Origin of the sequence: Paenisporosarcina sp. FSL H8-0542, from assembly GCF_038632915.1 — a bacterium.
Classification (GTDB): domain Bacteria; phylum Bacillota; class Bacilli; order Bacillales_A; family Planococcaceae; genus Paenisporosarcina.
This window is the reverse complement of sequence record NZ_CP152050.1, coordinates 1,642,795-1,659,752: the sequence shown is the minus strand read 5'-3', so window position 1 is coordinate 1,659,752 and position 16,958 is coordinate 1,642,795. Positions and strand designations below refer to the sequence as shown.

At 38.3% G+C, this 16,958-nt stretch carries 9 protein-coding genes and 1 pseudogene; 4 read left to right on the top strand and 6 right to left on the bottom strand.

The window, feature by feature from the left end; translation table 11 throughout:
- Positions 1-396: 396 nt before the first annotated feature.
- From MHH33_RS08740 to MHH33_RS08730, 3 genes are all read right to left on the bottom strand, one after another.
- A complete protein-coding gene (locus MHH33_RS08740) occupies positions 397-1,641 on the bottom strand; it encodes a helix-turn-helix domain-containing protein (protein ID WP_342543593.1) in 1,245 nt (414 codons plus the stop codon).
- Between the two features lie 577 nt (positions 1,642-2,218).
- A complete protein-coding gene (locus MHH33_RS08735) occupies positions 2,219-4,015 on the bottom strand; it encodes an ABC transporter ATP-binding protein/permease (RefSeq protein WP_342543592.1) in 1,797 nt (598 codons plus the stop codon).
- Entirely contained in the window at positions 4,015-5,937 is a 1,923-nt protein-coding gene (locus MHH33_RS08730) for an ABC transporter ATP-binding protein (RefSeq protein WP_342543591.1), read from the bottom strand. The genes MHH33_RS08735 and MHH33_RS08730 overlap by 1 nt, the downstream gene beginning before the upstream one ends.
- A gap of 197 nt (positions 5,938-6,134) precedes the next feature.
- On the opposite strand from MHH33_RS08730, the gene MHH33_RS08725 reads away from it, so the two are divergent.
- Both MHH33_RS08725 and MHH33_RS08720 read left to right on the top strand, forming a co-directional pair.
- The gene (locus MHH33_RS08725) at positions 6,135-6,824 is read left to right on the top strand and encodes a response regulator transcription factor (RefSeq protein ID WP_342543590.1); all 690 of its coding nucleotides are present in this window, start codon (positions 6,135-6,137) and stop codon (positions 6,822-6,824) included.
- Complete coding sequence (locus tag MHH33_RS08720) at positions 6,811-8,001, top strand: HAMP domain-containing sensor histidine kinase (protein ID WP_342543589.1); 1,191 nt, start codon at positions 6,811-6,813, stop codon at positions 7,999-8,001. Before MHH33_RS08725 ends, MHH33_RS08720 begins: the two co-directional genes overlap by 14 nt.
- 20 nt (positions 8,002-8,021) lie before the next feature.
- Here MHH33_RS08720 and MHH33_RS08715 read toward each other — a convergent pair.
- The 3 genes and pseudogenes from MHH33_RS08715 to MHH33_RS08705 form a co-directional block, all read right to left on the bottom strand.
- Positions 8,022-8,899: pseudogene (locus tag MHH33_RS08715) on the bottom strand (IS3 family transposase); the annotation flags it as partial.
- Positions 8,900-9,106: 207 nt separating this feature from the next.
- Entirely contained in the window at positions 9,107-12,922 is a 3,816-nt protein-coding gene (locus MHH33_RS08710) for a S8 family serine peptidase (RefSeq protein ID WP_342543588.1), read from the bottom strand.
- A gap of 1,254 nt (positions 12,923-14,176) precedes the next feature.
- Positions 14,177-14,512 carry a hypothetical protein gene (locus MHH33_RS08705; RefSeq protein WP_342543587.1) on the bottom strand — a complete coding sequence of 112 codons (336 nt, stop codon included), beginning with the start codon at positions 14,510-14,512 and terminating at the stop codon, positions 14,177-14,179.
- Between the two features lie 249 nt (positions 14,513-14,761).
- On the opposite strand from MHH33_RS08705, the gene MHH33_RS08700 reads away from it, so the two are divergent.
- Positions 14,762-15,439: a response regulator transcription factor gene (locus tag MHH33_RS08700; protein WP_016427057.1), complete on the top strand. Its 678-nt coding sequence runs from the start codon at positions 14,762-14,764 to the stop codon at positions 15,437-15,439.
- Positions 15,429-16,904, top strand: a complete 1,476-nt coding sequence (locus tag MHH33_RS08695) for a HAMP domain-containing sensor histidine kinase (RefSeq protein ID WP_016427056.1) — start codon at positions 15,429-15,431, stop codon at positions 16,902-16,904. The genes MHH33_RS08700 and MHH33_RS08695 overlap by 11 nt, the downstream gene beginning before the upstream one ends.
- Positions 16,905-16,958: the final 54 nt, after the last annotated feature.

Below are 16,958 nucleotides of genomic sequence, written 5' to 3'. Positions count from 1 at the left end.
ACTGAATTTAATAGAATTCTATACCTCTTGATTTAAGCAGTCGATGGGGGTTATTTAAGAGGGTTTTAGGACTAATAATTTTATCAAAAACAGCTTTTATTTTTTAAAAAAGTTGACGTCTATATCCGAACTACTATAAAAGGGGTTTTTTTACAGGGTCTTTTGACTATTTATTTTCCTAAACCATTAAAATCATTTCGGTCAAAGTGGCCTACCAACAAGATGATGAAACATACGTTAAGTAGATTTCTAGATAAAAAGCCGATTACTCCTTAGCGTAGGAATAATCGGCTTTTGTTTTAACGGACTGTGAATCAGCAAAACGTGGTGTTTAACTATTCTATGTATGGATCAGGTATACAACTTTCTATCAGTAGTTCATTATCATTAATATCTTCATTCAAAATGATAATAACTTTTTTCACTTGTCATTTTATCGGATGCTAGTTGAAAGGCTTTTTCTTTTTGGTTCGATTTAACATAATACAAAAACAGTTTTTTTTCATAATGTAGTTTTACAAACTGATTTCCGTTGGCGATGAGAATGGGAATGGCTGTTTTCTCAATATACTCATATAGCTCCTTTTCATTTTGATAGATAGTATGAAGTTGGATTTCAAAATCCATTTGTCTAGGATCTTGATTTTGCTTTGTTAATTTTAATCCTTTTTTCGAAAGTTCGATAAGCTCTTCTTCGGGAAGGAGCCTCCCTTCATAGCAGGTAGAAATATACCCATTAAGTGATGTTAGATAATGAGGTGTCTTTTCAGTTATTAGTTCCAATGCTTTTTCATACGACTGTTTAGCCTCGGAGTATCGTTTTCTTCTAAAATATTCAAATGCTATATTGTGATAGACTTTAGACGCTCTATCAATACAGTTGACTGATTCACAGACTTTCAGCAACTTTTCGTATTGTTGTTTGGTTTCATCCATATCATAAGGTTCCTTGGAATTAAGCTGGACTAAAAGTAGGGTTTCTGTATCAATAATTCTTAAGATATTTAATGTGCTTTTGAAAAATTGTAAAGCCTTTTGTCCATAAAAATAGGAAAAGATAGTTGATTGAATTGAATGGTAGGCTATTGCCAAATGATAATAGTATTCTAAGTTTGAATAATTGTTATCAATTTTCTTTAATGTTTCAATGCAAGACTTGAAATTACCTGTCAGAAACATGTAGATACCGTCTATGTGGTTTAAGAAATTTTGTTCATCAGAATCAAGGTCATTGTACTGATTCCTCATCGTTTCTATGATTTTTTTTGTTTTAGGCTTTTCATTTACAAATAAATAATACCTTGCCAATATTAGATAGTATTGATTTTTAAAGTCAGCTAGAAATCTTAAAGATTCGTTTTCTATTTCTTCTTTAAGTTGATAGATTTCTTTTGAGTCTATCATAATCAATGCGTTATTCCATTTGAACAGTTTTTCTTTTAGGAAAAAATAGCGAGAGCGTTCAATATTCATTGTTATCCCAAGTTTTTTTGCAAGTAAATCCGTAATTTCATGAGAATACTCCGTAATCCCGCGTTCTATTTTGCTAAGATGTGTGACGGAACAAATTCCTTGAGCAAGTAGGCCTTGAGTTAGCCCTGACTCTTCGCGATAGAATTTTATTAATTTTCCTTCAATCATAATACACCCCAGGTAATCAATTTTCTATTTATTATAGGGAAGTATATCTCTTTAGTCTATGGAAGAAGGGAGGAAGGATGTCTGATGAGAATGAAAATTACTCTTCTAATTTTTAATTAAAATATAACCTACCCCCAATGCGATGTTCGGAAAAGTACACTTTTACGAACTGCTTTGAAGTGCCCCTATTTAGTCATTTATATAGTTCGCAAAACTATAATATCTTTTTATGAACGTTCTCTTTGTAAACCACACTTTAACGACCTCTTGTGGGTAATAAGAAAAAGCTATCCTCATAGGATAGCTTCTCTTCAACTAATACACTTGTTTTTCTTGCTCCTTCTTCAACTAAAGCACCCGTTAGTTGAAGAAGATATTAATAAGTCAGTCTCTTTGAAAGATAATACTGTTGATTGTCTTTAGTAGGGTGTTCTTCTATTACACCCACTATTTCCTGCTGTGCGCACAAAAATACCACAACCCAAAAGGCTGTTGTATTCGAGAATATAGATTTACAATAAGATAGTTTTAAAACACTAGGTGAAATTAACAATTCATTTTGATTAACTAAAATACATTACTTTCTCAACGCTACTGCAGGCTCTGTAGAAATTAACTTGTGGCTTGCTATCATGCTAATTACAATTACAACAACGCCTGTGGAAAGTATTGATAGTACGATTTGTACTGGGTTGATGATAATTGCCAAATTGAAAATCATGCCGACTAAATACGTACAGCCAATAAGGACAGCTTGAGATAGAGCTGACATTGTTGCTAAAAGTAAATTTTCACTGACAATCATTTTCCGTATTGTTCCTTTATTATATCCCAAAGCGGACAGTAGCCCTATTTCCTTGTATCTTGAATTTTGCAGTTTGATCAGTAATACGGAACTGATAAACAAACCAATTGCTAAGATTAAAATAGAAACGATTAAGAACAAACGGCTAAGATTGTTAAATGTATTTTGCAAAAATTCTACTTCTTTGGCTGCAGTTTTACTGTCGATTTTTTTGTCAACTAGCATTTGACTGACTGGCACAATATCTTCAAAGTTCTTTACATCATAACTGATGGAGTAGTTTTTTTCGTTTTTCACATTTTGGTAAAATTCCTGTTCGATATCGGAGCTTACAAAGAAATCATCGTAGTCTGCGTTAAAGACGCCGCTTATCGTAAGCGTGTATTCTTTATCTCCATAATTTAAGGTAACTTCTTTACCAAGCAAACTACTAATATCATTTTCAAATTTTTTAGCAAGGCTCGGACTAAGTGCTATTTCTTTTTTGCCTGTTTTAGGCATAGCACCATATGACATCTTTTCAGTAGCCTTTGCCATTGGGTATTTTTCTGCTAAAGCTTCAGTTTTATCGCCTATCCTTAAAGTAATATCCGTTATTTTGTATTGGTAATACACATTTTCGATACGCTCATCGGATTTCAACAATTCAATAACTGTTCCATCATCCTCACCTTTAATATAACCGTTGTTAAAGGCAGTGTTTTTATCTTGAAAATGCGCAATATTCTTGTCCATTATATTCCCGGAAGATAAAGACAACATAAATACAAGGATACCGATGGAAATTGCCAAACTGACAGCCATATAGCGTGTAATATTCACTTTGAAGTTCTTAAGCCCCCGCTTGAAAGCAGATACTTTACTAGCGTTATTTAAACTGAGTTTATCATCACAAGCAACAGCTTTTTGAGTGTTGGTATTTTTTGCAATAATTTTCCCTTTCTCAATATGAACGACTTCATCTGCAAAACTACAAATCTTTTGGTCATGCGTAATCACAATCACCAAACGTTCTTTTGAAATCTCTTTTAAAAGTCCCATAATTTCACTGGAGTTTCTACGGTCTAATGCTCCTGTCGGCTCATCCGCCAAGATAATACGAGGATTACTAATCAACGCTCTTGCAAAAGCAACTCGTTGCTTTTGACCGCCTGAAAGATTTTCGATTTTTTCATTAGTCTTTTGTGATAATCCCAGTTTATTTAGCAGCTCTTTGGCATTTTCTCTATTTTCTTCTTCACTTGCAGTATTTAGCTCACAAGAAAGCAAGATGTTTTCAAGAACGGTATATCCTCTTAAAAGATGGTAGTTTTGAAAGATAAACCCGATATTTTCTCTGCGATACGCACACAATTCATCGGCATGCATCTTGCTGATAGAAGTACCACAAACCGTAATATCACCACTGTAATCACTGTCGAAGCCTGCAACCAAATTAAGCAGAGTGCTTTTACCGGAACCCGATGCTCCTAAAAGACAAACAAGTCCTTGGCTTGGAAAGTTAAAACTTGTATCCTCCAAAATAAGTGAATGATCATATCGTTTTGTAAGTTTATTTATCTGTATCACTATCTGTCACCTGTCTTCAAAGCTATTGCTGTCTTGGTCATTATGAAGGAAATAGCCGTTGTAAAGAAAGCTGCAGCCCCTACTAAAGCAATGAATATCACGCCCGAAATCAACATCTTAGAATTTAAAATACTTGCGCTAAACAAGCCTTTAGTAGCTATATTGATAAGGGGTGATGTAACAAGCATTAACAAAATTGCTGTCATGATTTCCGTTATCTTTTCTGTCAAGTTAAGCAGACTAAAATGAGCACTATTAAAGCCGCTGACTTTATAAATTGCAAATTCTCTCTGTCTCATAAAACCTGTGATCAGAGAAATAGCAATAACCATAACGACAGCCAAAATCCCTATGAACATACTTGCTGAGCCTGACTGTTCGGTTGTTTGCTCATTTAATCTAACAATATCCTCGACAAGTTCAAATTGACCAAGAGGTACAATGCCTTGTGCGTTAAGCTCATCTTTTATGGAAATCATATCAGTTGGCGTCTTCGCTCGAATAAGAAAATTCATTGCGTTATTTTCAATTCCTGCTTGTCTTCTCAAATCATCAAGTGCAGCTTTGCTGAAGAAGAAAGAGTCGTCAACAGTAAACTCAGAAGAGACAGTATTATCTGCAACACCTACGATTGTTGCGGTAATGGATGCGTCTTTTATAACAGGCTCACCTGTGTCCCAATTGAAAATACCGCTGCTAAAATCAATTTCTTTGCCGATTGCTTGCTCGTTTGATATGCCCAACATTTTAACAAAACTTTTTGGAACAACAACCTCATTGTCTTTGCCTGTCGGCATATTTCCTGCTACTAACTTATTGATTGTCGGAACAGTACCTGATCCTTGTATTTGATATTCTTTCCCGCTAACAGTTACTTTTATATTATCAAATGCTTGTAAAAAAGCAGTAAAATCAACGCGCTCATCGCCTACATATTGATCATATAAGCCACCAATATCCTGTGATATATCAGCGTTCGGCTTTTCTTCCTGATTATCGCCTGCGCCTTCTGCACTGGTAAAGCTACCAACTATACTAATATCTTTAAGTCCATCACCATAAGTATCAATCAGCTCGTCAAAATCACCTTGGCTGCTGCTCTCGATTGTCCCACTTACAGTTGTAAGCAAAAGGATACCTGCAATCATTAGAGAAAGGGCTGATACTAAAAATCGGCCAAATTTACTTTTAACATTCGATTTGGTCATTGAAAAAGCATTTTTAATCGATAAGCGATGACTTTCACCATATGTGAGTTTTTCTGTTTTCGTTACATTTTTTTGTGGTAATGCTACAAATTCTCCCTCATCTAAATCTATTACGTTTGAATTACTGTCAATTAAGTTGACATCGTGGGTTACAACGATAACTGTCCTGTTTTTAGAAATAGCTTTCAGAATATCCATTGTTGTTTCTGAGTTTTTTTCATCCAGTGCACTTGTTGGCTCGTCAGCGATAATAACCTTTGGGTTTTTCATAAGCTCTCTTGCGATGGCAACACGCTGTTTTTGACCGCCCGAAAGAGAGTTCACTTTTCGTTGTGCAAGGTCAAATATTTTGAGTTCTTTTAAAACCTTTTCCGCGTTCTTATGATTTTGTTTATTTTTTAAATACTGTGGTATCAACACATTGTCTAAAACCGATAAATCTTCGAGCAAATTAAAGTCCTGCCAAACAAATCCAAAGGTATTGTTGTAAAAATAGCTTTTTTCATTAGATGTTAATTCTTTAATATTCTTTCCGCAATAGTAAACTTCTCCATCAAAATCTTGTTCCATACCGCTGATGATTTTCAAAAGAGTCGTTTTACCACTACCCGATGCACCAACTATAAAATTCAGCCCTTTTCCCATCGTAAAGGAAATATTATTCAAAGCGAATTCGCCGTTGTATTGTTTCGATACATTCTTAATTTCAAACATCTGTTTACTCCTATCTACTATGTTAGTTTTTAATTAATCAATCTTATTAATTACGTTTTCTTGAACATACATTTTTTGTTCAACTGAACTTGTATCACTATTGTATATCAATGGACGTTAAATCCTTGTTAAGTGATGTTCGCTTAACATAGATTTAACGCATACTTACAGTACAATAGAATAAGAGGTGTTTTTGGATGAGAATACTAGTTGTAGAAGACGAGCTTGATTTGCAGGAAGCAATTGCAGATGGGCTTAGAATAGATGGATATGCAGTTGATACCTGTGACAACGGTGAAGATGCTTACGAGCTTTTATATGAAGTGAATTACGATTTGGTTGTACTTGACTTAAACCTCCCGCAAATGGATGGGCTAGAGGTTTTAGAAAAGATACGAGATGAAAAGCCTGAATTAAAGGTACTTATTCTCAGTGCAAGAAGTAGTGTTAATGACAAAGTGAAGGGCTTAGACATAGGTGGAAATGATTATTTGGCGAAGCCATTTGATTTTGCCGAGTTGGAGGCAAGAATACGAAACTTGTTAAGACGAAAATTTGCACAAGAAAATAGTATGCTTTCATTCGATGTAATTAAGGTCAATTTATCAAAGCGTATTGCAGTTGTTAACGACAATGAAATAGCACTTACAAAAAAAGAATTTGCATTGTTTGAATATCTTTTGCTTCATAAAGATAGAGTGGTTAGCCAAGAAGAACTGATTGAACATGTTTGGGATCAGAATGCAGATATCTTTAGTGGTGCTATTCGGGTTCATATTGCAACTCTCCGAAAGAAGCTAAAAGCTGTATTAAACTATGACCCCATTGGAACGAAAATCGGTGAAGGTTACTTTTTATTAGAAAAGAGTGGTAATGAAAATGCTTAAAAAAATGCCCATTCGATTACGACTTACTGTTATGACCGTTGCTCTTTTAACTGTCTGTTGTGTAGGAATTACTTTAATATTAAATTATTCTGCTATTAAAATGGCTACAATAATTGATGCAAGTGCCGTATTACCGGCACAAGAAGTCGGCGAAGAAGGATGGATTCATGAAAGCACTCCAGCAGCGTCTAGCAGTATGACCCCTTCCGTTTCATCAGAGGTTTCCCAAAAAGCAAAAATAGATTTTAGAATTGAAAGTATTATTTATATGCTTTTAGTTATTATTAGCGGGGGATTTTCAACCTACTATCTTTCGGGGAAGGCATTGAAGCCACTTGATACGCTAAATGATCAAGTAAAAAACATAAATGTGCATAATTTATTTGAAACATTGTCCGTGCCGCCTACAAATGATGAAATTGCTGAGCTTACTAGTACATTTAATGAAATGACGGATAAATTGAATGATTCTTTTATGATGCAACAAAGATTTTCCCTAAGTGCCGCCCACGAGCTTAGAACACCTCTTGCTGTGTTACAAACAAAAGTTGATGTATTTAAGAAGAAAAAAACACATACAACCGAGGAATACGATGCTCTTATTTACGTTATTGAGAAGCAGACAAAGCGCTTGAGAGGACTCGTCTCTAGCCTTTTAGATATGACGAATTTGGACGATAAGCGTGAGCAACGCAGCATTTGCTTAAAAGATATTTTTGAGGATATTATTTCCGAGCTTTCTCTTATCACGAAAGATAAGAATGTTACAATGACCTTAGATTGTGATAATAGCGTTGTTTTTGGAAACACTGACCTATTGTATCGTGCTTTTTACAACCTTGTGGAAAACGGAATTAAGTACAATATTGACGGCGGCACTGTTGAAGTACTTGTAAACAGATTAAGTAAGGAACAGGTTTCAATCAAGATTATAGATACTGGTATCGGCATTGCCGACAAAGACAAAAATAAAATATTTGAACCTTTTTATCGTGTTGACAAATCACGCTCCCGCCAACTGGGTGGTACAGGCTTAGGTCTTTCAACTGTTGACAGTATTCTCAAAAAGAATAACGGTACGATTACTGTTACCGACAATGAAAGTAACGGAACTTGCTTTCATGTCATCTTAAATAGTGAGTCTTTACAAAAAAAAAGGACTGACCCCTGTATTTAAGACAGAGGTCAAAAAAGCATTTATCCAACCAGTTGTCGGTGATGTACCGGCGACTGGTTGTTTAGTTTCGTTGGTATTCGGATATAGTTATAATACTTTAAATAGTCTTTGACAGTTTGTTCTACGATTGCCTTCGTAGAACAAACTGTCAAAGTAGAACGTTTCAGACTTTAATGCTGAATGAAACGATTCGATGGGGGCATTATCAGCGGGCATACTTTTATGGGACAAGCTCATGATAATGTCTTTTGCTTTAACAGCTTGTTGATATCGATAAGATGTGTAAACCGAACCTTGGTCACTGTACGGCGTACACCCTTCGGGCAAATTATCTAATTGGGGCAAGGTATTCAACACAAAATCAGTATCTTGGCAATCACCAATCGAATAGGCGATAATCTCGCCATTATATAAATCTTGGATACTTAAAAGATACAACTGTTTCTGACCAAATGACAAGTAAGTAATGTCTATTACGAGCTTATGTAAAGGTGCAGTTGCTTCAAAATTACGGTTCAATAAATTAGCTTCGAAATAGTAGGGTTGTCTAGTTAGTTTACGTTTTTTCATTTTCACTCGACACTGCCAACCATATTTTTGCATGATGCGTTGTATGACTTTATGATTCACGCGTATTTCTTGACGTAAGAGTGCAGTAATTTTCCGATAACCATATTGAAATTTATGTTCTCGGCAAAGTTCATCAATACGTCGCTCAATTGCCTGACGAGATCTTGCATCAGTAGATGCCTGTTTCCAACGATAGTAGGTAGATCGTGCAATCCCTAAGTGTGTACATATATTCTTCACACACATCGTTTCTTTCAGTGTCTCTACTAACTGTCCAGCTACTTCTTCAACCACTTCCTCTCCAACTCTGCGTACTTTTTAAAACCTCAATCTAACGGTTTTCCACTTCTACTTTTAAATATTGCATATAAAAGACTATGCTACTACTCATTTGTTGAATAATGGAGCACCCATATGGGAGTTCAATAAGAAAAGGAGTTGCCAAAGCAACTCCACGATCTTTAACTAAAGCAACCGGTATTTACTTGGTAGCTTTTTATATAAAGCCACTGAACTTTATGCAAAACTATTGTAACTACCGCTTGTGTTTGCCCACAGCGTAGGTCTTAATTATAGTCTGTTCGATCTGGCTACCGTTTGCGTCCCATGCCTTGACGCGAAGCGAAACGTAGCCAGTGTCTGGGTTTTTCACCCACACTTTGTAGTGGCCATCTTTCCTGTTATCCACTTTTGTTTTGCTCCATGTGTTGCCGTCGTCCGTAGATACTTCGACCTCTACCCCTTGAATGTCTGGAGTAGCACCTGATTGAGTGACGAATGACAGGTCAAAGTGGTCGGTAATGCCACCCTTTGCCTGGTTCTCATTATCTAGGCCAATGTTATACCTCGGCCACAGTAGCGCAAGGTTTTCTTGCCCATCTGTTGGTCGCTGGGACTTGAATGTCCAAGCTGTGCTGGTCGTTGTAGCCAGAGAGAACCCGAACCATTCTGGGTGCGATGTGTCCGCTGTGATCTTATAAGTCGCCGGGTTTGAGCTGACCGCAAACTTACGCAAACTTTGGTCCGCTAACTGAGAGCTGAGATTCCCGTCTTGGTACAACCTCCAAGTGACCTTGTTTTTACTATTTGAATAAAACCAGCCGTAGTGCCCCGCCTCGCTATCACCGAAATCATTCATGTTTAGGTTTAAGGTGTCTCCCTCGCGATACGCCGAGGTATTCTCCGGTCCAGATGGAGCGTTCGCCGCGCCCATCCAAGTCTCTTCTTTCTTGTCGCCCGGCGAGTAGATGCGATATGAGTCCTTCATGTTACCCGTAAGATCAGTAACGTCTGGATAGAACTGATGGGCCCATCTGAAAATCTTTATATCGGTTTTGTTGCCTGTGGAGTACCACTCTTCCCGGTCCGGTGTTTTTTCCTCGAATTTATCAAGGAATGCAAAAAAGCCACCTTCGTCCTTACGTAATGCCACGGCCCAGTCGCCAGACTTCAACCAGCCATTTGGCCCGCGGTAGTGGGCCTTCACAACGGTAGAGTTTTCTTCTGTCACCGCGTCGACAGGATTATCCGGAATTTCACCATTAATCATCAACGCATAATTGTACACGTACGGACTGTTGGCGATTCCATGAAGCTTGATCCAGGTAGGACCATTGGCGATTCTGTTGAAGAGCACTTCTCCGTCGCTTTGGCCAAGAGTATAGGCCGGGATGACGACGTTGTCAATTATATATACACCTAGATTGAACCTCTCCCCGTTGTTATTGACGACGATCACTCCTGCGGCGCCAGCACCCATCACTGCTTTTATTTGGTCTCTCGGATTCTGTTTCGAATCGCTGGTGATGACCGCTAGCTTTCCATGGATGTCTATGCCGCTGAGATCCGCTGGTAGTGCCACGCCGACGTTGACCGCTTGGAGTGTCTTATCGCCGTCCAACTTAGGCGCAAAGTGCACTGGCAGAAGCGGAATCGACTCGTTCATATTGTCATCATAGGTTGCCTTGATAGCAGGGGCGTAGTTGCGCGAATGGAAGTTGAACTCGAACAAACCAACATTATTTGGCGCCTTGACTGGTAACACGTAGGCGTGAGTTTCGCCAATAAAATTCCTCATGTAGTCAAATCCGAAGTGGTTTGTGTCCATCCGCTCGCGGACTCCGAATTTCCAACCGTGCTTTTCGGACTCCTTAGGCGTTGTAACTTTGATCTCCTTGGCTAATCGGGCATCAAACGTGATCTCTTGCTTCTCATTACTCTTTAGCTCTATCATAGGCACTGAGGCTAGGGTATAGTTCTGAGGTATTCCGGCCTCGTCATTTGTGTTTAGTGTACTAATTACCGCGTAACGTCCCGGCTGCAAGGATAATCTGGTCTTCCCGCTGCTATTAGGATATACCTGTTTACCAACCCCCGTGTCATGGTTGAACCACACCATATCGCCTCCAGCCGGTTTTCCGTTGCGATCGATCTCATTAATTACTAAATCAACTAACGGTTCTGTTTTTGTTCCACCAATAGTCGTGTTAATGATTTTACCGTCACTTGAAGTAGCTTTTACCACTGCTTGATAATCTGCAATAGTGCCAAGCGATGTATCAAATGTTACCTTCATCTCACTGTTGCCATGTGCTGGGACAGTGACCACTGACTTGCTGAGTGTGAACATTCCAGCCGGTGCCGCTGTTTGATTCTCATTCTTGGCTGTCATGACGAGATTCAATGTCATATCACTGTCAGTTGGGTTGACATAATTATATGTCTTTTCTATTAGTTTAGTATCAACAAACCCGGCTCCCATACTGACAACTGCAGGACTGCTATACACGTTAGCCTCTAAGGCTTTCGTGATATCTACACGTCCGCCACCTTGTTGATTAGCTGAGTAGCGGGTATTTGCTACTGCAGTACCAGTTAATACCTGCTTAATATGGTCTCCTGACCAATCAGGGTGTCTTTGTTTCAGAATGGCTGCAGCACCGGAAACATGTGGTGTAGCCATTGATGTACCATTGGCACTAGTGTAGTAGTTATCAACGGCCGTACCCATAGTGGTTCCTGCTGCACGAGCAGCTACGATTGCTACTCCTGGTGCCGTAATCTCAGGTTTAGCTCTGAAATTATTGATAACAGGACCGCGACTTGAGAAATTAGCCAAAAATTCGTTTGCGCTTTTGTCAACTGCCCCAACGGTCAATGCTTTTTCGGCTACCCCTGGCGCACCAATGGTACTCTTATCTGGACCCGCATTACCTGCAGCAATAACAAATAGTGTGTTGCTTGTATCACTCAAATTGTTGACCGCTTGACTCAGTGGATCTGTTCCGTCGCTTGGTTCATCCGAACCAAGGCTCATACTGACAACATCGGCCTTTTCCTGAACTGCCCACTGCATTGCTTCGATGATACTAGATGTAGAACCTGATCCTGCGTTGCTAAGCACCTTCCCAATTAGAAGTTTTGCACCAGGAGCTACGCCCTTATATTTACCTCCAGAAGCAGCGCCTGATCCCGCGACAGTCGAAGCAACATGCGTACCGTGCCCGTGGTGATCTACATAATCTTCACCCGGTACGAAACTCTTCGCTTCAGCGATAGCATTTTTAACATCAGCATGATTCGGATCGATCCCAGTATCTAAGATAGCCACTTTCACACCTGTGCCATCATACCCTGCTGCCCATGCTGTAGGTGCTCCAATTTGTGGAACACTCTTGTCCAACATCACTTGCACCGGTTTGTCAAGCCACAACTTGTTTATGCCATCGGCAAGTTTCGGTGCGGTCGCAGCTTTGGCGCTGTCATCGTCTACCGCTTCCCAGAACTTCGCCGACATCGATTTGCTCGCCTTTAGCGCCACACCATTAGCGCTATCTAATACCTTGTCCTTTTTTGAACCTGCCGGAGCAGCCTGTTCTAACGCTTCGTCCGTATGACTTTCTGTGCCTGAGTAAGTCGCGATCAACGGGATATCGGAGACGTGAGCGTCGTCGTAGCCGTACTCGACCAACTTGGTGATATTAAACAACTCGCGGTCAAGCTCATTTGCTGCTAGGTACGGTTGTGCCTTATCCGGGATGAGGTAGAAATCGTCTCCCAGACTCAACGTGGTTACACCTACTTCGGTTCCATCAGGGTTTGGAGCAAGCGTTGCTGATTGCAAGCCGTCGGCGTTTTTTTCCAGCGTCACAACTTCGCCCGTGATAAGGGTAACAGTGTGCGAGTCGACAACCATGTTGTTCTGCAGTTGCTTGGACGCCTGGTTGGCCGGCGTTTTGGAGGTGGTGGCATCATAAGCAAATGAGTGAACAGTACTTGTAGACAAAAGTACTGCAGATACCAATCCTGCGGTCATTACATTAACAATTTTTTTGTTTCTCCTCTTTCTCATAAAATTTCCCCCTTTTCCTTACTAAATAGTAGATTAATATATTTGTAAAAATGTGGTGGTTTCGTGTATGACTTAACTTCACATTTAGTACACTGATCTGTCTTTCAACATCAGGTTATTAAAATTTTTCAACTAATCTAGCATCTACTGAGTTTATTAACCAGTTATTAAATATTCAGAACTATCAATCAATTAATTTCATCATCCCACATTTCTACTTTTCTGAAAATTAAACTTAGGTAGTAACTTTTGTTGTCATTGGTACTATACCTATATAAAACAAAAGTGCTATACCAAGAGTGACATAATAAGAGTCAGGACATTATCAAACTCCTGTCGTCCTAACATCGAAGAACGAGGATTTTTTAAGAGCAAGTGAAGAAATAATTACAGACAAGATATTTGGACTATGTAAAAGTCGATCAAACAGATGGTCAAAAGAAAAAGCTATTCACCTTAAAGCTACAGCGCATTTACGTAAAGGATTTTTTGAGGATATTATTTCCGAGCTTTCTCGTATCACTAAAGATAAGAATGTTACAATGACCTTAGATTGTGAATATAGTGTTGTTTTTGGAAACACTGACCTATTGTATCGTGCTTTTTAACCTTGGTGGAAAACGGAATTAAGTACAATATTGACTGCGGAACAGTTGAGGTTATTGTAAACAGATTAAGTAAGGAACAGGTTTCAATCAAAATTATAGATACAGGCATCGGCATGCCGACAAATACAAACAGAAAATATTTGAATCTTTTTATCGTGTTGACAAATCACGCTCCCGTCAACTGGGTGGTTCAGGCTTAGGTCATTCAATTGTTGACAGCATTATCAACAAGCATAACGGTACGATTAATGTTACTGACAATGAAAGTAACGGAACTTGCTTTCATGTCATCTTAAAAAGTGGGTCGTGATCAAAACATGTACATGACTAAGAGCCGTAGTGAATCATTTCTTCGTAAATGTCAAATAGCGCCCAAGTTTTCACATGGGCGCTTTGCTCTATACTTTAATTAGTTTTTTTTAGGACATGGCAATCAGTTGGAATTGTCTTCAACTAATGTAAGAGTTGATAAAGTACTATCTAATCAGTTACTTCTACTTCGTTGAACAGATAAAGAGTGAGCTGATTCGGATTAGTTTCTAACTAGATGCACCGAATTTCTTTTGTTGGTTGAGGTTCTGTACCTGCAACCAAGTTAAGGATACTCTTTAAAGCTCTGATCACTAAAATTTTTTGATTTGGATTTCTACTTTGTTACAGTTTCTTTTTTTGTCGCTTCAAATGCTGGTGTCACTACTGCTGCTGGTGTAGATTCAACTGTTGGTGTCGATCCCTCTTTTGTGTTCTTTTCTTCTTTTGGTGTCACTTTTACTGCTGGTGTCACTACTGCTGCTGGTGTGGATTCAACTGTTGGTGTCGATTCCTCTTTTGTTGTCTTTTCTTCTTTTGGTGTCACTTTTACTGCTGGTGTCGATTCTACGGCTGGTGTCGATTCCTTTTCAAAAAGTGGAGAAGCTAAAGCCGATCCTGCAAATACTGAAACTGCTAATGTCGTTGCGCCTAATAATAGAATTTTTTTCATTTTAATAATTCCTCCTTATTTTTAGTATGGGATGTTGTTTCCCACACTTCAAATTTATCTAATTAATGTGACAACAATATGACGATGTAAAAAATGTAGTGTATCACCCTGACACACGGGCAGTAACCTACAGTTAAATCAATTGCTTAGATAGAAAATAATGAAGCGTTGTCATTTTACCGACATATTCAAGCTATACACTAACGACTTAGCTTTTTTTTCAAAGTATCGTAGAAAGGATGTTTTGTAGTGAAGCGCATCTTACTTATTGAGGACGAGTTACCAATTGTTCAGATATTAAAAGTATATTTGGAAAGAAAGGATTTTTCGGTTGCTTCCCATTCAGGCGAAGGTAATGTAGTTCAATTTTTTTTAAATTATAAACCTTCATTGGTACTTTTGGATTTGATGTTGCCTCAAAATGATGGGCTAGAGATTCTAAAACAAATCCGTCAATATGGTAGTTGTCCTGTCATTATCCTAACAGCTAGAGGTAGTGTGCCCGAAAGACTAGCAGGGCTTGGACAAGGGGCTGATGATTATATCACAAAACCATTCGATCCTGAGGAAGTTGTGGCTCGAGTTCAAGCTGTATTACGCCGTTCCTCACATTTAGAAGATAATGAATTAATTAGATTAGGCCATCTTGTAATAAATCTTACAACTCATACTGCCTCTTTTTATGATGAATTAATTCCTTTGTCACCACGTGATTGGGGACTGCTTGCTTTCCTAGGAAAACACCCAAATCAATGCTTTACTCGTGATCAACTCTTGGATTATGTTTGGGGTATGAATTATAACGGTGCAGATAGAGCTGTAGATGCTTCAATTAAAAGAATTCGTCAACACTTGTGTGATTGGTCTTCAGATGAGGGCGAAATTAAAACAGTACGTGGAACGGGGTATATGATACGTGTTAACTAGCTTACAGTCTGATAAAAGTATCCCTTTACTTCGTTTTTGGACTCGAAGATATGCGGGTGTACTAATAGCCATTCTTATCATTTTAGGGATTATCGCTGGTGTATTGCTAAAAGTAAATCAAAATCAACAAAGTTTTCAAATACTCCAGGCGAGAGCTGAACAACTTAGCGCTTCATACATACACGCTACCAATATGGTGCAATCACAACCCAGTTTTCACCAAGGTCAAATACCTAGCGTACCTTCCACTCCCGTTCCTATACCTGCTTTACCAACGGAAGTAGTCCGTCCTGTTGCTCAAGATTTTATGCAAATTTTTAATGAAGAGGGTCATAATCTTGTTAACTTTTCGAGTCTAGATATATCAATATCCGAGACTCTTGCTAAAACACCACCTACTATAGAAAGTGTTCTAAGCGGTAAAAAAACTAAAGAAAAAATTGAATATAAAGATGTTACATGGCTCCGTGTTGGCATGCCTCTAAGTATAGATGGGAATGTTATTGGTGCTTTATATTTAAGTACCCCTTCACCAGAATTGTTTTCGGAAAATATAGAAACTTATGGACTTCTTGTACTTATTATTTTAGGTGTCGCATTTGGAGGTTGGCTTGTAATATATCATCTTTCTAGAAAATTAATACTTCCCTTACATCAATTAACTGAAGCTGCGAGAAAAGTTTCAGAAGGAGATTACTCACCGAATCTTCCTTCAGCATCGAAAGTAAAAGAGGCTGAATTACAACAACTATTTTCTTCTTTTAAGATAATGACAAAGCGTTTGCAACAACTTGAACAAATGAGAACTGATTTACTTGCAGGCGTTTCTCATGAATTAAGAACCCCTGTTACTTCGATTCGTGGGATGATTCAAGCCGTCCAAGGAGGCATTGTCACAGGGGAAACAGCAGATCAATTTTTATTAACAACGTTAGAAGAAGCTAAGAGAATGCAAAAAATGGTAGAAGATTTATTAGATTTTGCGTCATTAGAATCCAGCACTGTTCATGGAGAGTTTGTATTATTCCCTCTCTGGGAGGTAATAGAAGAGGTAATGCAACAGGTTCATTCTATAGAAGGTTTTAAAGATATAGACTTTGATGCCTCTCCTTTAATCAAACCACTGAAAATAGTAGCAGATAGAGGTCAAATTAAGCAAATTCTACTTAATCTCTTAATGAATAGTGCAGGAGCAGAAACTACTAAAATCACCTTAAGCATGACTATTGAAGACAAAAAGCTATACCTTGATATATTAGATAATGGTAAAGGGATTGCAGAACCAGAAATTCCTTATATTTTCGAACGATATTATCGAGGAGACAGTAAAAGAAAGAAGAAGCAGGGATTAGGACTTGGGTTACCATTAAGTCGATTACTTGCTGAAGCTAATAATTGTGAATTGTTCTTGGTATCAACCTCACCGCATGAAACTATATTTCGTCTCATGTTACCTATTGAATGAACAATTAAGTATATATTTTAGTCAGTGTTGGATCAGATGGAGGTAATAGGCTTT